This is a genomic window from Brevibacillus sp. HB1.2, assembly GCF_013332495.1.
In the GTDB taxonomy this organism is placed as follows: domain Bacteria; phylum Bacillota; class Bacilli; order Brevibacillales; family Brevibacillaceae; genus Brevibacillus; species Brevibacillus porteri.
Window position 1 is genome coordinate 117,589 of sequence record NZ_JABMIU010000002.1, and the last position, 17,418, is coordinate 135,006.

At 46.0% G+C, this 17,418-nt stretch carries 22 protein-coding genes; all 22 read right to left on the bottom strand.

Features of this window, described 5'->3' with window-relative positions; genetic code table 11:
* Positions 1-6: 6 nt before the first annotated feature.
* Entirely contained in the window at positions 7-1,104 is a 1,098-nt protein-coding gene (gene flhB / locus HPY28_RS05320; RefSeq protein ID WP_017249316.1) for a flagellar biosynthesis protein FlhB, read from the bottom strand.
* A complete protein-coding gene (gene fliR / locus HPY28_RS05325) occupies positions 1,101-1,883 on the bottom strand; it encodes a flagellar biosynthetic protein FliR (RefSeq protein WP_017249317.1) in 783 nt (260 codons plus the stop codon). Before fliR ends, flhB begins: the two co-directional genes overlap by 4 nt.
* Positions 1,884-1,886: 3 nt before the next feature.
* Entirely contained in the window at positions 1,887-2,156 is a 270-nt protein-coding gene (fliQ, locus tag HPY28_RS05330; RefSeq protein WP_007719290.1) for a flagellar biosynthesis protein FliQ, read from the bottom strand.
* Between the two features lie 30 nt (positions 2,157-2,186).
* On the bottom strand, positions 2,187-2,948 hold the full coding sequence (gene fliP / locus HPY28_RS05335) for a flagellar type III secretion system pore protein FliP (RefSeq protein WP_017249318.1): 762 nt from the start codon (positions 2,946-2,948) through the stop codon (positions 2,187-2,189).
* Complete coding sequence (locus HPY28_RS05340; RefSeq protein ID WP_017249319.1) at positions 2,945-3,625, bottom strand: flagellar biosynthetic protein FliO; 681 nt, start codon at positions 3,623-3,625, stop codon at positions 2,945-2,947. The genes fliP and HPY28_RS05340 overlap by 4 nt, the downstream gene beginning before the upstream one ends.
* Positions 3,625-3,987 (bottom strand): response regulator, encoded by a 363-nt coding sequence (locus tag HPY28_RS05345; protein WP_007719294.1) that lies wholly within the window; start codon positions 3,985-3,987, stop codon positions 3,625-3,627. The genes HPY28_RS05340 and HPY28_RS05345 overlap by 1 nt, the downstream gene beginning before the upstream one ends.
* 36 nt (positions 3,988-4,023) lie before the next feature.
* Entirely contained in the window at positions 4,024-5,385 is a 1,362-nt protein-coding gene (fliY, locus tag HPY28_RS05350; RefSeq protein ID WP_017249320.1) for a flagellar motor switch phosphatase FliY, read from the bottom strand.
* Positions 5,378-6,373, bottom strand: coding sequence for a flagellar motor switch protein FliM (fliM, locus tag HPY28_RS05355; RefSeq protein WP_017249321.1), 996 nt, complete (start codon positions 6,371-6,373; stop codon positions 5,378-5,380). Before fliM ends, fliY begins: the two co-directional genes overlap by 8 nt.
* Before the next feature lie 39 nt (positions 6,374-6,412).
* On the bottom strand, positions 6,413-6,868 hold the full coding sequence (locus HPY28_RS05360; RefSeq protein WP_017249322.1) for a flagellar basal body-associated FliL family protein: 456 nt from the start codon (positions 6,866-6,868) through the stop codon (positions 6,413-6,415).
* Positions 6,869-6,883: 15 nt separating this feature from the next.
* Positions 6,884-7,105 carry a flagellar FlbD family protein gene (locus HPY28_RS05365; RefSeq protein ID WP_017249323.1) on the bottom strand — a complete coding sequence of 74 codons (222 nt, stop codon included), beginning with the start codon at positions 7,103-7,105 and terminating at the stop codon, positions 6,884-6,886.
* A 70-nt stretch (positions 7,106-7,175) separates the two neighbouring features.
* Positions 7,176-7,994: a flagellar basal body rod protein FlgG gene (gene flgG, locus HPY28_RS05370; RefSeq protein WP_017249324.1), complete on the bottom strand. Its 819-nt coding sequence runs from the start codon at positions 7,992-7,994 to the stop codon at positions 7,176-7,178.
* 101 nt (positions 7,995-8,095) lie between these two features.
* On the bottom strand, positions 8,096-8,491 hold the full coding sequence (locus HPY28_RS05375; RefSeq protein ID WP_069849272.1) for a TIGR02530 family flagellar biosynthesis protein: 396 nt from the start codon (positions 8,489-8,491) through the stop codon (positions 8,096-8,098).
* Positions 8,492-8,515: 24 nt separating this feature from the next.
* Positions 8,516-9,739, bottom strand: coding sequence for a flagellar hook-length control protein FliK (locus tag HPY28_RS05380; protein WP_174230200.1), 1,224 nt, complete (start codon positions 9,737-9,739; stop codon positions 8,516-8,518).
* Between the two features lie 61 nt (positions 9,740-9,800).
* Positions 9,801-10,703 (bottom strand): MotE family protein, encoded by a 903-nt coding sequence (locus tag HPY28_RS05385; RefSeq protein ID WP_069849276.1) that lies wholly within the window; start codon positions 10,701-10,703, stop codon positions 9,801-9,803.
* Positions 10,704-10,715: 12 nt separating this feature from the next.
* Positions 10,716-11,162 (bottom strand): flagellar export protein FliJ, encoded by a 447-nt coding sequence (fliJ, locus tag HPY28_RS05390; protein WP_017249328.1) that lies wholly within the window; start codon positions 11,160-11,162, stop codon positions 10,716-10,718.
* Position 11,163: 1 nt separating this feature from the next.
* Positions 11,164-12,483: a flagellar protein export ATPase FliI gene (gene fliI, locus HPY28_RS05395; RefSeq protein WP_017249329.1), complete on the bottom strand. Its 1,320-nt coding sequence runs from the start codon at positions 12,481-12,483 to the stop codon at positions 11,164-11,166.
* Positions 12,480-13,298, bottom strand: coding sequence for a flagellar assembly protein FliH (fliH, locus tag HPY28_RS05400; RefSeq protein ID WP_174230201.1), 819 nt, complete (start codon positions 13,296-13,298; stop codon positions 12,480-12,482). The genes fliI and fliH overlap by 4 nt, the downstream gene beginning before the upstream one ends.
* Positions 13,282-14,295 carry a flagellar motor switch protein FliG gene (gene fliG / locus HPY28_RS05405; protein ID WP_007719331.1) on the bottom strand — a complete coding sequence of 338 codons (1,014 nt, stop codon included), beginning with the start codon at positions 14,293-14,295 and terminating at the stop codon, positions 13,282-13,284. The genes fliH and fliG overlap by 17 nt, the downstream gene beginning before the upstream one ends.
* A 12-nt stretch (positions 14,296-14,307) precedes the next feature.
* On the bottom strand, positions 14,308-15,897 hold the full coding sequence (gene fliF, locus HPY28_RS05410) for a flagellar basal-body MS-ring/collar protein FliF (RefSeq protein WP_174230202.1): 1,590 nt from the start codon (positions 15,895-15,897) through the stop codon (positions 14,308-14,310).
* Positions 15,898-15,927: 30 nt separating this feature from the next.
* A complete protein-coding gene (fliE, locus tag HPY28_RS05415; protein WP_017249332.1) occupies positions 15,928-16,224 on the bottom strand; it encodes a flagellar hook-basal body complex protein FliE in 297 nt (98 codons plus the stop codon).
* 18 nt (positions 16,225-16,242) lie between these two features.
* On the bottom strand, positions 16,243-16,701 hold the full coding sequence (flgC, locus tag HPY28_RS05420) for a flagellar basal body rod protein FlgC (RefSeq protein WP_173617416.1): 459 nt from the start codon (positions 16,699-16,701) through the stop codon (positions 16,243-16,245).
* A 2-nt stretch (positions 16,702-16,703) separates the two neighbouring features.
* Entirely contained in the window at positions 16,704-17,117 is a 414-nt protein-coding gene (gene flgB / locus HPY28_RS05425; protein WP_017249334.1) for a flagellar basal body rod protein FlgB, read from the bottom strand.
* Between the last annotated feature and the right edge of the window lie 301 nt (positions 17,118-17,418).

Consider the following 17,418-nt stretch of genomic DNA (forward strand, 5'->3'; position numbering starts at 1 on the left):
TTCCATTTATTTCACTTTCCCTTGCAGCTTGTAGACGTACGCGAGAACTTCCGCGACCGCTTTAAACATCTCTTCGGGAATTTGTTGCCCAACTTCAACTTGACTATAGAGAGCCCGGGCCAAGGGCTTGTTTTCCATGGTAACGATACGATGCTTTTTCGCTACTTCCCTTATTTTTAATGCTAGATAGTCTTGCCCTTTGGCGATTACCGTCGGTGCACTCATCGCACTTGCGTCATAGCGAACGGCAACAGCAAAGTGAGTCGGGTTCGTAATAATGACATCCGCTTTGGGAAGCTCCTGCATCATACGGCGAATGGCCATACTTCTTTGCCGTTCACGAATCTTCCCTTTGATAAGCGGATCACCTTCCGCTTGCTTATGCTCGTCCTTGAGATCCTGCTTGGACATCCGCAGATTCTTTTCATGCTCATAACGCTGATAGGCGTAGTCCAGAATCGCGAGAATGAAAAGCAATAACCCGAGATAGATTCCCAGCTTTGTCACCTCTTCGGCAGTAAACGATAGGACTGCTCCGAGAGACAATAAGGAAAGCTGTACAACTTGTTCCTTTGCATTCCATAGAATGACGTACGCGACATATATGCCTGCGCTTATTTTCAATAAAGATTTCAGTAGCTCTACGAGCGAGCGTAAGGAAAAAATTCGTTTTGCCCCTTTAATCGGATCGATCTTTTCCAGTTTCATTTGGAGGGGTTCCGTACTAATTAGCCAGCCTACCTGCATGTAGTTCACCGCAAATGCGACAAGAAAACTCAAGCCCAGAATAGGTCCTACAATTTTTATCGCTTCAAATACGAGCTGCATCACGATGACTTTTAAATTTTCTTCATTTACTTGCCACGTGGTGTATGTAATCAATGACTCCCGCATCAAATCTTGAAATGTGCCTAGCATGGTAGAGCCAAGCATCATTAACAGAAAGAAAAATGCTGTCAAAGATAGGGCTGGGGAAAGATCCTGACTTTTCGCGACTTGCCCTTTTTTTCGTGCGTCTTGCTTTTTCTTGGGCGTAGCTTTTTCTGTCTTTTCCCCATTAAAAAATTGAAGATCTACTTGATAAGAAAGCCTCAATTGATTCATGGTGATCCTCCGAGCGATTTCATCATTTCTGCAAGTGCCCGGAACATGTTCCCAAACAATCCGTTCAGGGTCAGCAAGAACGCAGGCATCACCACGATAAGCAGTAAAAAACCCGCAAGCAGTTTAATGGGCAAGCCCACCACAAAGATATTAAACTGCGGGACAGATTTGGCGATAATACCAAGAGAGAGATCAACCAGAAACAATGCAACGACGATAGGCGCCGCAATCATAAATGCACTCACAAACATCGTTTGAAATGTTTTTACTGCTGTCATCATGACGTTTTCGCTTCCGAAAGCCGCCCACATGATGTCCACCGGTATAACCTGGTAACTGCTTAACACACCTTGTATCAGCATGTGATGCCCGTCAATACTGAAAAAGTACAGGACAGCCAGAATGTTTTTGAAGTTACCTGTCACCGGGATATATGTACCCGTTTTGGGGTCAATCACGTTTGCCATTGCAAGACCCATCTGCATGTCCATCAGTCCGCCGGCAACCTGAATAGCGATAAACATCATTTCACATATGTAACCAAGAATGACACCAACAAGCGCTTCCTTCATGACATACAGAATAAATGTCAAATCCATCGGAATCTCGCCTTGCACCGGCAAGGATTGAAAACTGATGACGGCCATGACAAATGCAAGACCGATTTTAAACTGATTCGGTACACCACGAATGGAAAAGAACGGAGCCGTTACAAAAAAGGCACTCATTCGGACAAAAACAAGCAAGAATACGGGCAGATACATCAGAAAAAGATTCATATGCTACCCAACAAAACGATGAAGGTTACCGAAGATCCCCATCGTAAAATCAAGCAGTACCCGAAGCATCCATGGACCAGCAGCCAAGATCACGACAAATACGGCCACGATCTTTGGAATGAAAGCGAGTGTCTGCTCCTGAATTTGTGTCGTTGCCTGAAAGACACTGACCATCAAACCGACCAGTAAGGCGACCCCAAGTGCGGGTGCCGAAATGAGCAGGATGGTATAAACAGAGCTTTGGGCGATTTGCATAAGTAATTCTTGTGTCATGCTCTACCTCCTGAGGCATTCGGAATGTCGCTAAAAACTGGTCAAAAGTGATCTCACAATGAGATACCAGCCGTCCACCATGATGAACAATAAAATCTTAAACGGCAATGAGATCATAACCGGCGGTAACATCATCATCCCCATCCCCATCAAAATACTGGAGACGATCATATCAATTACGAGAAAAGGAATGAATATCATAAAACCGATCTGAAAAGCCGTCTTCAATTCACTAATGGCAAAAGCAGGTACCAGTGCATTCAAAGGAATATCTTGGATCGATTTTGGTCGTTCGGCTTTTGTGTATTCCAGAAAAAGTGCTAAATCTTTTTCACGCGTCTGCTTTGCCATAAATTCCTTAAAGGGTATGACTGCTGCGTTAAGTGCCTGCTGTTGCGTTAGCTTGCCTTGCATAAATGGCTGCACGGCTGTTTCGTTTACTTGTCCGAGTGTCGGAGCCATAATGAAAAATGTCATAAACAACGCAAGGGCAATCAATACCTGATTCGGTGGCATTTGTTGAGTTGCCAATGCATTTCGTACAAAAGACAAGACAATCATAATTCGCGCAAAACTGGTCATTAAAAGCAAAATCGCTGGAGCTACAGATAGTACTGTCAAAATCAGTAACAGCTGAATGGCCGTCGATGTCTCCTGCGGTGTTCCAGTTCCGCCGCCTATCTTCAAATCAATGCTCGGAACAAGCGGTGTCCCCGCTGGCGCCGCCATGACCATATCAGGTACGGATAGCAACACTGCGACAAGCATCAGCACCTGCAAAAAATATTTCATTTTTGGTCCCCTCTGTCCTGAGCTTGCTCTTTCTTCCAATGTTCTGTTTGGTTTGGACGATTTTTCAAGTCGTTCCATTGACCCTGCAACAGATCTTGAAAGCTTTTACCGTCCATATCAGAAGAAAACAAGATTTCTTCTTCTGCCTGCTTTTTCTTACCGAACGGGAGCCACTCTAGCGAGAATGGGCTTTTCATTGGTTTGATCTCTGCGTCAGCCAAGATCAGATCTACCTCTTCACCCGGTTCGATCCTACGAAGCAATTGAACGTTTTCTCCCACGCCCACGATGTACAATGACTCGCCGATCATAACAACCTGAAGTGTTTTGCCATTGCCTAACGCAGTAGCGCTAATCACTTTAATTGGTCCATGACTTTGAGCCCCTTGACGTCGACCAAGAAAACGGAGCAATAAAAAGATCAATACTGCAATAAAGCCAAGCGAAAAGATGACTTGAACTAGATACCCGATCATACTTCCTGTTCCGCTGCCCGGAATGGCCGCCGGCTGTTCACTGCCGGCGGGCGCATTGCTAGTTGGCACTTTTCCCTGGTTGTACGCATCCGCTACTGAACCTTCCGCAAAAGCGGTACTCGGCAGGGAGGAGACGAAAAGCAACAGGATCAGACTGAAGGCTAAAATGAGTCTTGCCCCTGCATTCCGGATCATCATCATTAGCTCATTGTCTTTTTGATCGCTTCCAGAACGCGATCCGCCTGGAATGGTTTTACGATGAAGTCTTTTGCGCCCGCCTGGATCGCATCGATTACCATCGCTTGTTGACCCATCGCGGAGCACATGATCACACGCGCGTTAGGATCCAATTTTTTAATTTCTTTCAATGCAGAAATTCCATCCATCTCTGGCATGGTAATATCCATGGTTACGAGATCAGGTCCCAATTCTTTATACTTTTCAACTGCTTGTGCACCGTCACTTGCTTCCCCTACGACGCTGTACCCGTTTTTCGAAAGAATTTCCTTGATCATCATACGCATGAATGCTGCATCGTCTACGATTAAAACTTTGTTAGACATGAATAGCTCCTCCCTAATGCTTCCCTCTTGATTGGATTATTGTAATTTTTGAACACGATCTATCTGACTGATGATGTCTGTAACACGAACCCCAAAGTTCTCATCAATGACGACAACCTCGCCCTTGGCAATTAATTTGTTGTTCACCAAAATATCTACATGCTCACCTGCCAGCTTGTCCAACTGTATAATCGATCCAGCGGACAAGTCAAGGATTTCTCTAATAAGCTTTTTCGTACGACCTAACTCAACTGTTACTTGCAATGGAATATCGTGAAGCAGGTTTAAGTTCTGTATGTCTCCTGTATACATAGGAGCACCTCCAAGCGGAGCAAATTGTGCTGGTACTACATTCGCCTGACTAGCTGCAAGACCTCCGAAATGCTGTGGTGTTGGCGGAGCCATTGGAGGCTGCTGATACATACCTGGGTACGGAGCGTAGCCTGGTGGCATCATTGGTTGTCCATACGCGTCAGGATACATCGGCGGCTGTCCTGGGTAGCCCATTGGCTGTGCGTAACCCGGTTGTTGCTGATACACCGGCTGTTGCTGTTGTGGCGGCGCTACAGGCGGTACGTGGCTCTGTGGTTGCTCCGGCGCACTTGATTGGATAGAAGGAGCCGACAGACTCATAGCAGGCAGAGAAGGCATCTCTATCTCATCTATGAGGGCGGCCACTGCTGCTTCATCCTCTGAACCTCCAACCAATCTATCAATCATCTTTTTCGCAAAGGAAAGCGGGAGAAGCTGCATAATATTGGAATCGATAAGTTCGCCTTGCTCTCCTACCTTTAAGCGGAAAGATACTTTCACCAGAGGACTGTCATCATCAGAGAAGCTGTCTCCACCCTTGCCTTGCGCCAGATCCATTACATCGATGCCAGGTGGCGTAATATTAATAAACTGGTTGAAAATCGTCGACATGGACGTAGCAGCGGAACCCATCATCTGATTCATTGCTTCCTGAACCGCGCTGATATGAAGCTCAGACATTTCAGTGCTCGCTGGTCTGCCGTCTCCGCCCATCATCAGATCCGCGATAACTGCAGCATCTTCCATGCGAATGACTAGCAGGTTAATTCCTTTGAAACCGTCTGTATATTCCACGTGGACGGCCACGTGAGGAATCGGAAATTCGCTTTCCAATTCATCGACATTGACTACGGAAACAGTAGGGGTAGTAATATCTACTTTTTGACTTAACAAAGTAGATAACGCGGTAGCTGCGCTCCCAAAGGAGATATTACCAATTTCTCCGAGTGCATCTTGTTCAAACGGGGACAGAAAATCGGCAACATCCTGGGTCACTGCCGACACAGCTTCCTCTTCGTCCTCAACCAAGTTGTTCGCACGTAACAGCGCGTCAATCTCGTCTTGAGAAAGCATATCTCTACTCATTTTGTTCCTCCCCCTCCTCTATGACTTCATCAATCTGTACGGCGACCCTTCCTTTAAGTGTTCCTGGCTGACCCAAGAACTTTAAGTGGTCGCCCACTTTAATTTTCAACTTGTTGTCGATTGATTGATCTAATTGAATGACATCACCTTTTTGCAGCTGCAGGAAATCTCCTACTGTAATCGTAGCTGTCCCCATTTCAGCAACAATCGGCAATTTTGCAACTTTTACTCGCTCTTCTACACGCAGACGCTCTTCTTCATCCCGCGTTTTCTTTTGTTTGGAGAACCAGTATTGTCCAGACAGCTTTGTCATGATTGGCTCCAGTACCACGTGAGGCAAACAGAGATTGATCATTCCTGTTGTATCGCCGATTTTGGTACTAAAGGAGATTACCACGACAATCTCGTTAGGTGAGACGATCTGCATGAACTGTGGATTCATCTCCAAACCTTCCTGGTACGGATCTAGCTCAATGATTTGCTTCCATGCCTCGTGGAAAGTATCCAGCGCTTTGCCGAATACGCGTTCCATCACCGTTGTTTCAATTTCCGTAAGGGCGCCCATCTTTTCTGGAATCGCCCCCTGTCCTCCCAGAAGTCGATCCAGCATAGTATAGGCGATGTTTGGATTTACTTCCAAAACCATTCGTCCTTCCAGCGGAGGAGCTTCAAAGATGTTCAAGATGGTCATCTTGGGAATAGAACGTATAAATTCGTCATACGGCAATTGATCGACGGAGGCAACCGTAATTTGCACGAAGGTACGGAGCTGAGCTGAAAAATACGTAGTCAACAGCCTCGCGTAGTTTTCATGGATTCGCGTTAAACCACGGATCTGATCTTTTGAGAATCGCAGGGCGCGTTTGAAATCATATACTTTGACTTTACGCTCAGTTTCTTCCTTTTTCAGCTCGTTGGCATCCATTTCGCCCGAAGATAGGGCGGCCAACAGCGCATCAATCTCACTCTGTGAGAGAACCTCGGCCATATGTCGTCACCTCCTTGCTATGTATACCATAATCGCTTCCTATGACAAGACGCGTTTGGTTGTCACTACTTGAACAATCTTACCTTCTTGCATCAGGGAGCTGATTTCATTCATAATTTTTGCTTCCAGCTTGTTCACACCTTCAGTACCTTTTATGTCTTCTGGTGTCAACCCCGCCAATGTTTTAATAATCACTTGATTGACTTGCGGCAAACGCTGCTCCAGCTCTGTTTTAGCATCAGCACTGTCGGCCGTAATGCTAAAGCGTACAATCATGTAATTATTCGTTAGCAAGTTCGTAGTAATTTCGCCAGTGTCAACGGAGAACTCTTTCATTTCCTCTGCCGTGAGCGTCTTCACTTCTTGCTCTCCCGTCGTGGCTGTTTGCGCATCCGGAGAGAGATACGTTTGCCAGAGAACAAACGAGATCACTCCCAGTAGCGATATCGCGATGATAATGATTAGAGCCATGTTAAACAATCGATTTTGAAACATCGCTAATGCCTCCCGCTATTCATTTGAATCACCCGGCATTTTCGGTACAGATGTTGCCGGAGGAACATTATGATAAAAAGCCTGAACACGTTCAGCGATGGATTCCACCGAATCCTTCACGATGTACTTTCTGTCGTTGAATAGCGTGATTACGCTATCCGGAGTTGCTTCAACAGTTTCAATGTGAGTGATGTTCAGATAAAATGTAGAGCCGTTAAAACGAGTTAACTTAATCATTGGCTGCTCCTTTCCGGATCAGGCTGGGGAAGGCTTAGAACACTTCCCCGGCCAATTCCGTTAAACGAAATTATCGTTTCAGGTTCACCAGTTCTTCTAATACTGTGTCAGATGTCGTGATGATCCGAGAGTTTGCTTGGAAACCGCGTTGTGCCACGATCATTTCTGTAAATTCTTCAGAAAGGTCAACGTTGGACATTTCCAGTTGTCCTGCGATGATGCTGATTCGTGCATCTGCTGGAGTAGCTGGAGTCATTGGATCATCATCACGTGCACCGGCGTTCACTGTGTTTTCGTAGAGGTTGTTACCGATCTTCTTCAAACCACTTGGGTTGTTGAAGGTCATTACGCCAATAGTATTGTCCGAAGCAAGTGCTCCAGTATCATCCACAGTCGTAACTACGCCATCCTTACCAATGGAGTAAGAAACAATTCCATCTGCTTGGTTGATTTGGATTGGAGCCGGATCAGTGTTCATCAACTTCATCCCTTGGGAGTTCACCAAGAAACCTTGGGCATCACGAGTGAAGTTCCCTGCACGCGTGTAATAGATGGTTGCCCCTTCATCAGGACTGACCATGAAAAACGCGTCTCCTTCGATGGAAAGGTCTGTCGGCAGGTTTGTTGTCATTGGGCTACCAGCAGAGAAAACAGTATCAATAGAAGCAATGGAAGCACCCAGGCCGATTTGCGTCGGGTTTGTACCGCCTTTACCACCATCTGTAGGAGCACCAGCCCCTTGAACGTTTTGGCTCAAAATATCTTGAAACATTACACGACCCTTTTTAAAGCCAACTGTGTTTACGTTCGCGATATTGTTACCAATAACGTCCAATTTTGTTTGAAAACCACGCATGCCTGAAATACCTGAGTACATTGAGCGAAGCATAGTTATTTCCTCCTTTACCTTCTCATTTACAGCGGCTACCTCTGTCAGTCGGTAGCCGAATGGGCTTCCTCAAAAGGAGGTCCAGCCCAGTAAACAGCCACCTACACGAAAATGGCACTGTCGATGTTTGTAAATACATTGTCCTTCATGCTGCCATCGTCTACGGCGGTAATAATTTTCCGATTTACGATGCTCACGACGTAGGCCACATTATCCATCATAACGAGAGACTCTCTGGCGCCTTTGGCGGCTGCTTTTTGCACAGCGGACTCCAAACGCTCCAGCTGCGGTCTTTCTAGCGTAATGCCCCGCTCCTGCAAGCGATTGACGGCATGTTGGCTAAAACTAAGTGGCTCCGACTTGGTTGCAGCGCCAATCGATTCCGTCAAATACTGCTGAAATAACGTGTTGTTTCCCGGAGCAGTTTGGGTAGTAGCTTTTGCGACGTGATTCGTTTTCGGAGGAAAATAGGGTTGCCCCACACGAAAATGGTTCATGGCGCTTCCTCCTTATATCCAATCCTAGACGATGTCGTCAATGCCGCGAGCCGTTTCCCGCAATCGATCCCATAGCACATCTGTTGATTCATTGCTGTCTACCAGGGCATCGAGAGCAAATTCTTGCTCGTCTTTATCTTGCTGTTGTCGATTCTCTTGCTGCTGTCGTGCTTGTTCACGCTGCTGTTGGAAGTTAAAAGCTGTATCCTGCTGCTGGTTTACCTCCAAGCGATCAACTTGCAAGCCTTGCTGTGTCAACGCAGCTCGAAGCTGCGGAAGCTGATTGTCCAGCATATCCTTTCCAGCCTGTGTTTCGGCATGGAACTGTGCTGTAATCACTCCATTTTGGGAAGTAATGGTTACATCTACTTGGCCCAAAGATTGTGGATTCAGAATCAGCCTCGCCTCATGTACGCCATTATGTTGCGTCAACTGCATCTTGGACACGAAAAGTTGTGTGACTTGCTGTGTCAGTTGATTGGCGTTCACATGATGTGTTGGAACCGACTGTTGCTGAAAGGTCTGTACCGATTGTGTCTGCGTATTAGATGAAGCAATAATCGGTGTCTGACCATTTCCATTCAACATGCCCTCTTGCGCATCGCCCTCTTGATTCAAAAGGCCGCCTTGCAGGGTAGGCTGTACAGTTTGAGACTGAATCCCTGCCTCTAGCTTGTAAGCCGAGAGACCTTGATTCAACCGTAGTGGTGAAATCGTCTTAAACGTGTCTTGCTGGGTTGTGTTCATGTTTGCCATCACATCGGATCGCAAGTTCAGTCCACTTCTTTTCGACTCTTCCGTATTTCCTTTTTGATTCTTCAGGGATTCGAGAAGAGCTGCCAGCTTGTCCAGTTCGTTTGGAGTTGCTTCCCCTTTTTTCAGGTTAGCTAGAATCTGCTTCAAATCCTCACTCACTTGACCAGCATTTCCTTGCGCTTTACCCAAAAGTTGTTCAATTGCAGTTGCAAATTTTTCTTGGGCATCAGGCGGTAATTCGTCTTGCGTAGTTTGACCAGAGCCAAGCAGTTGGGCAAATAATGCCATGAGCTCAGCTAATGCTAGCATCTCCTCTTCACTTAAACCCTCTGGCGCAACCATTGTCTCTTCTGCGTTTCCCACTTGATCCAACATCTGCATCAATTGCATGGAAAACATTTGACCTAAACCAGTTCCTCCCGCATTTGCCACAGGTGTCGCTGTAACAGATCCAGCTGATCCTACGGCAGGAGTCAAATTGGCCACATTCATCTCGTTCACCTCCTCTTTTTGAATTGTTGCTTATAGGAACGAAAACAGATGATTGCTCAATCTATTTTCGAAGCAACTCTGTCGTGATGCGAGCCGCCAGATTGTCTTTTTCTTTCTTGTCGTCATTGGCGATCGCTGAGAGAGTTTGTGCCCGTTTATTCGCAGGCAAATCTTTCATTAAAGCAATGGCTTGGGCCTTGTTAGTATTCATGAGTGAACGAATGATGGCAGCAGCATCCGCTGGCGGCAATTGAGTAAATGTATTGTTTAGATCCTCATTCGATTCAGACCCATCACGCGTATTGCTCAGCGCCTTTGTAAGAACATCTACACGTTGTTGTAGAGCAGCAATGTCATCATCTTTGTTCACTACTGAATCTTTTAACAAGATCGAAATATCGGCAGCTTTCTTCGGTTCCATCTTCGCCAAAATGTCCGCTTGTTGGGCAGGTTTCATTTTGGTCATAACCGTCACTGACTCTTCCAGCTTGAGATTTTCAATAATGGCTGCAGCATTTTTGGGTGACATGGTTGTATACACTTTAGCCAAATCTGCAAACTGCTTCTGACGTTCTTCCTCAGTAGCACGTTTATCTTCCATTGCCTTGTTTAAATCATCGATCTGCTTTTCCAGTGCCACAATAGTGGCGTCTTTCTTTGTTGACTCTTCTTGTAAAGCGGTAATCTGCTGCTGGTTTTTTGCATGATCTTGCTGTAGGGTTGCCACTTGTTTGTCCATGTCAGGTTGTTCTTCTGAGTCGGGAGTTGCCGCATATTCGTCCGGGACTAATTTTTCCACGTACGGTATGGAGTTAGCCCAGTGGAGAACAGTCCCTAACACGTTTACTCCGAGCAAGCTCAGGAGCACACCGCCAAGGAGGCTGGCAAACAGTGCAGGAATGACAATCATATAAAAGAACCATTCCCACCTGCCGTATTCCCGTTCTTCTTGGATTTCTTCCATTTGGAACCTCCCTCAGTAGCTTCGGCGAAGATAGAGCTGCGTACCGATCTCATCCAACTCTTTTTGCTCTTTTTGCTTCTGGTCGTCCAGAAATTGGTGGAGCGACTTTTCCCGAAGGCGTTGCCATAGTTGGGACTCTTTCATACGTTCCGTCAATCGTGACTGACAGCGTTCCACATCCTGTTCACAACCGTGCAAGGTATGTTGCTGATTCTGGATGGATCTCGCAACAGATTGCTGATATTGGGTAATGGAAATGAGCTGAGCAGCACTGCATGTCTGCATCTGTACTTCCTGAAGCTTCACCGTCATCTCGTCATGATGTTCGGTTAGTTGAGTAAGCTTCCACTCTTCTTCGTTTTTACGCTGGATCGACTTTCCGAAAGCCCACTCTGCTTGTTCTTTTTCTTTTTCCTTTAAATCAAGAACCTTTTGGAGATGAAACTGAAACACACGCACGTTAGTTCACTCCTCCGAAATGAGCTGTCAACGCTTGGATAGCGCCCTGCAAAGTAGATGGCTCATGCGTTCCTTGTGCCGTAAATCCAGAAATGATATCACGGTAGCGAATAGCCGCATCGATTTCCCGGTTGCTTCCCGGCTTGTACGCCCCAATATTAATGAGGTCCTCCGCTTCACGAAACGTAGCCAAATGCTTTTTCAGCTGACGAGCAGCATCCAAATGGTTACTATCGACGATTTCATTCATGACACGACTTACACTCGCCATCACATCAATGGCAGGAAAGTGACCTTTGTGAGCGATCTTCCGGTCAAGAACGATGTGACCGTCCAAAATCCCCCGCGCCGCATCCGCAATCGGATCGTTCATGTCGTCAGAATCAACCAGTACGGTATAAAAGGCTGTAATACTTCCCTTATCCGCTGTTCCTGCGCGCTCCATTAGCTTCGGCAACATCGCAAAAACCGATGGCGTATAACCACGCGTAGCCGGCGGTTCTCCGATTGCCAAGCCCACCTCACGTTGCGCCATGGCAAAGCGCGTGACGGAATCCATCATGAGCATGACATTCATTCCACGATCGCGGAAATATTCCGCTATGGATGTCGCAATCATTGCTCCCTTGATTCGAATCATGGCAGGTTGATCGGAAGTAGCTACGACAACAACAGACCGCTTTAGTCCTTCTTCCCCAAGATCACGCTCGATAAACTCCATGACTTCACGGCCGCGTTCTCCAATAAGACCAATGACATTGATGTCTGCCGTAGTATTTCTGGCGATCATTCCCATCAATGTACTTTTTCCTACCCCTGATCCAGCGAAGATGCCGACCCGTTGACCTTTCCCAATGGTAAGTAGACCATCTATCGCTCTCACACCTACACTCAATGGTTCTTGAATGCGCGGTCGAAGGATCGGATTTGGCGGCATGTTGTTCGTAGGATAAGACGTCAGCCCAAATGGCAGTGAACCTTGATAGGGTCGACCCAATCCATCTAGGATCGAACCCAATATTTCTGGTCCAACTTTTACATCTAGCGAACGTCCTGTCGCGACCACATCACAACCTGGACCAATTTCGGTCAATTCGCCTAATGGCATTAACAGCACTTTGTTTTCGCGAAAGCCAACGACTTCTGCGATGATCGGTTCCTTTGTGTTAGCCGGATATAGATGGCATATCTCGCCTAATTTCACTTCTGGCCCTTGCGACTCAATAGTGAGTCCAACAACCTGTGTCACTTTTCCATTCACGCGCATCGGATCTAATCCATGCAGCATGTACTTGTACTTCGAGAGATCTAGAATGCTCATGGAGCCTCACTTCCTCGGGCAATCGTAAGCAGCGCCTGCTTAATCTCCTCCATTTGTGTATCAATGCGGGCATCGACACTTCCCAAAGCAGTACGGATGACACATCCACCATCTTGTACGGTATAGTCAGGGTAAATGGAGAGCTCTGCTTGTCCATCTAACATTTCCAGAAAACCAGCACGATGTTCGAGCACATAATCGAAGTACTTATGGTTGACACATACCGTAATCTCGCCATATACACGTGAGCGGCGGAGTGCCTTTTTCGTTATTTCCAGGACCTGCTCGGGATGCTGTTGCAATTCCTGTCCAATGATTTTTTTAGCGATTTCCATGCTGAGTTCCACTAGAAATGGCTCCGCCTCAGCTATAATCTGTTTTTTTTCGGCAAACGCCTGTTCCAGAATGGTTTTAGCTTGGCTGAGTGTAGCTGTTTGCTCCTCGTATGCCTCACGTTTACCCGCTTCGAAACCTGCCTCCTGCCCTTCCGTCATAGCCTGTTCTTGTACTTGTTGAAACAACTGCGCAGCTTCCTGACGCTTTTGTTCCCACCATTCTTCCATCTGAGCAAGCGTCTCTTGTCTTAATTGCTCTGCTTGCTCCGAAGCTTGCTGCAAGATGCTTTGCGCGGTTTCTTCTGCATCTGAGATGATCGTTTTCGCCTCGATCTCAGCTTGATTTAAAATTTCCTGATTTTCTTGCAACCTTTCAGCAACTTCTTCCGTCTTAAGTGGTACAGGCGTTACCGAGAGGAGAAAAGATTCCTCAGAAGGCCGATAATTGGCGCTTTTGATGATCCTAGACAATGATATCATCTCCTCCACCGCGGGCGATGATGATCTCACCAGCCTCCTCTAAGCGACGGATAATTGCAACGATACGAGATTGTGCCTCTTCGACGTCGCGAAGGCGAACTGGGCCCATAAACTCCATTTCTTCTTTGAAGGTATCCGCCATCCGTTTGGACATGTTCCGGAAAATAACTTCCCGAACCTCTTCGCTGGATACTTTGAGAGAAAGTTGCAGATCGGCATTTTCCACATCGCGGATAACGCGCTGAATCGAACGGTTGTCGAGAGTAGCAATATCCTCGAAGACGAACATACGCTTCTTGATTTCTTCTGCCAGCTCTGGATCTTGAATTTCGAGGGAATCCAGAATCGTGCGTTCGGTTCCACGATCGACACCGTTGAGTACAGCCACGATCGCTTCGATCCCGCCTGCCTGCGTGTAATCTTGGGTAACAGTGGCAGAGAGCTTTTGCTCCAATACCTGTTCAACTTGAGCGATTACTTCCGGTGAAGTGCTGTCCATAGTCGCAATACGTTTCGCAACCTCTGCTTGACGCTCTTGCGGAAGAGCGGACAAGATCATGGCTGCTTGTTGAGCTTCCAGATAAGAAAGCACCAAAGCTATCGTTTGCGGATGCTCATTTTGAATAAAGTTAAGGATTTGACCTGGGTCAGCCTTTCTAGCAAAGTCAAACGGTCGAACTTGAAGGTTTGCCGTCAAGCGATTGATAATATCCATCGCTTTGGTCTCACCCAAAGCTTTTTGCAAAATTTCTTTGGCGTACGTAATCCCGCCTTGTGCAATTACCTCTTTGGCAACTGCTATCTGGTGAAATTCAGATAAAATTTTATCTTTTTCATCCGTATCCACTTTTCGCACATTGGCGATTTCTAATGTCAGTTGCTCGATCTCATCCTCACGTAAATGCTTGAACACCTGGGCAGAAACTTCCGGCCCGAGTGAGATGAGGAGGATAGCTGCCTTTTGTCGTCCTGACAACTCTTTAGCGCCGCGAGCCATACCATTCACTCCTTAATCTTCTGCTAACCAAGTACGAAGCAGAACAACAAACTCATCTGGTTTGCTTCGCGCCAATTTTTCAAGTTGCTTTCTGACCACTACCTGGTCTCCATCTTCTTGGTAAATCAAGTCTGGTATTTCGGCCGCGTTTAACGGTGTCAGCAAGTCTGGCAATTCGTCTTCTTCTTGTTGTTGCTTCGCTTGACTGCGTCTGCGATAAACGAGGAAGGCAACAGCAGCAAGTGCCAAGACTGCAATACCACCAACTGTCCAAAGAACAGCAGGACTTAGTGCACTGGAATCCTCAATCTCAGCTTTTCCTGAGAACTGACGAGGGAGTACAGAAATATGCTTGTCCAACTCAGCATCCGTTAAATCAGAAACCTGATCACTCAAAGTGACACGAACAACATTGCGCAACACTTGTTTGATGCTCTCGAGCGTAGCAGCATCCATCGTTCCACCAGCTGGCGGTTCTACCCCAACGTTGATTGTGATGTCTTCGATCTTGTACGGGCTTGATGTAACATTTCGTGTGATACGATTTACTTCACGGTTAATCGTATCATTCAACTCTTCATATTGACTGTTACTTCCTTGTGGGGCAGCTCCCGGGTAGTTCGTAACTGCATTGTTATTGGTTCCTGCAATTCCCCCTGGAGGTTGACCTTGTCCAGAGAAGGCTTTTGATAATTTTTGAGAAGAAATGATAAGTCCTTCGTTATTCTCTTTGTCAGGTGCCTCAACTATGTTCTCTACGCGATTTTCTTTGTCAAAGTTCATTTTGATGAACGTATGGACGATGACTTTATCGCGTCCCATGATTGTACCCAACAAGTTGTACAGGTTTTGTTGAATTTTCTTTTCAACATCCGCTTTAATTGTTTCCTGTTGCTTAAAGCTACTCAATGTGCCTTCGCTTTCATTGCCTTCGGAACGTTCTAGTGGATTGGAATACTGGTCTGTAATCGCAATCGCTTCCATCGGCAATTTCGGAACGCTTCGGGAAACAAGCAGATATAGCGAGTTAATTTGCTTTTGATCAAGCGTTGTTCCAGGTTCAACATCGACGATAACGGAAGCCGTCGCTGTATCCGGAGTCTCCGTCACCCAAACGCTTTCCTGCGGCAATGTAATCATCACTTGTGCGGAGCGTACACCTTTTACACGTTCCAGCATCTTGCGCAGCTCTTGTTGCAAAGCCTCTTTCTTCATGACATCAAATTGGCGATCTGTAACTCCAAGGGTACTAGAGAAAATTTCTGCATTAATTCCTGCTTGACTCGGAATACCTTGTGCAGCCAAATCGACAATGACATCTTGTGCCATTTTTTCTGGAACCTCGATACTTGTACCATTCCCCGTGATTCGATATGGAATTTGTGAAGCTTCCAACTCTTGCTTGATAGTCCCGATTTCTTGTTCACTCAATTTTTGGTTGTAGAGTGGTTTGTACACCGGCTGAGAAGCGATGTATATGTATAGACCAAGAGAAATCAAGAGGAAGAGCGAAATACCGAGAATCATCCATTTTTGTTTCTTGGAAAATTGGTTCCATTTTGACGTAATCTGGTCTTTGTATACTGCTAAACGTTCGTTCATGTTTCACCTCTCAAAGGATACCAACAACGATCAAATCGACATGCGCATGATTTCTTGATAAGACTCAATCATCTTGTTCCTGACCTGCATAGTCATCTGTAGCATCACGGAAGCTTTTTGACCTGCAACAGTCAATTGGTGCAAGTCGGTAATTTCTCCCGCTGCAAACTTGTCGGCAAGATTCGACGATTCTACTTGCGCCTGATTCACTTTATTCATGGCATCCGATAGAAACGATGAGAATTCTTGGGAAACTTCAGCTGGGGTTGGCTTGTTCACACTCGGTGTACGAATTGGCGTTAGTTGGGAGATTGCACTCATTTCCATTCCTTACTGTCACCCGCTTTACTTGATTTCCAACGCTTTTAGCATCATCGATTTGGAAGCGTTCAGTGCTGTCACGTTGGCTTCGTATGATCTTGATGCAGAGATCATGTCCACCATCTCTTTCATCGGGTCGACGTTCGGCATCAAGAGATATCCGTCTTGATCTGCATCTGGGTGAGATGGATCAAATACTCGCTTAAACGGAGTATTGTCTTCTTGAATCGCTGTAACCTTCACACCTTGTCCACCCTGACTTCCTGAGACCGTCCCCACGGCTGCTTGCAGGAAGTTATCAAACGTTCCATTTGTTTGAGGTGACAACTCCACCATTTTCCTCCGATATGGCTGCCAGGCGCCATCTACGAAGTTTGCTCGAGTGGTTTCCGCATTCGCAATATTGGAAGAAATCGTATCCAATCGCAAGCGGTTAGCTGTTAAGGCAGAAGCACTTGTGTTAATTCCCTGAAACAAGCTCATCTTTATTTACCTCCACCCTCAATTACACTGCGTAGCTTTTGAAAATGTCCTGCTGTCAATTGCGTTAAACCACTGTACCAAATTTGGTTTTTGGCCAATTCTGTTGTTTCAGTTTCCAAGTCAACATCATTACCACTGTTCTGAATGAAGTTATTCGGATTGGACACAACCTGTGGTACTGCAACGCCCCCTACATTTCCAAACGGTAGGTGTCGTTGATTGGTCCGATACGCTTCTAACTTGCCATTTCCCGCTCTTGCGTTCAACTCATCTTGCAAAAAGCTCTCGAAGATGACTTGTTGACTTTTGAATTGAGGGGTGTCTATGTTGGCAAGGTTGTTTGCGATCGTTCTATGTCGCAATGTTGCAGCGTCGAGTGATCTCTCCAGGACCTGCAGATGGTAACTATCCAGCATTTTTTCCTTCTCCCCCAATATGAGTCAATTACTTTCCCTAAATCCACCTATATTTCCTGTATTTTCGACACCCTAATACGATTCAATCATAGCAAAATCAATTTGGACAAAAAAGCCCCTTTTCATGACGTTTTTCAAAATGATTCAATGGGACTAAATCCCTTATCTTTCCTGTTTTTTTACTGCATTTTACAAGGAAACCATATTCAAACCATTGCAATCGTCGAGGTATGCATTAAAAATCATCATATAATTTATGGTAATAATGTGTCGTTTCTTGCTTTAATTAGGACTAAAGTCC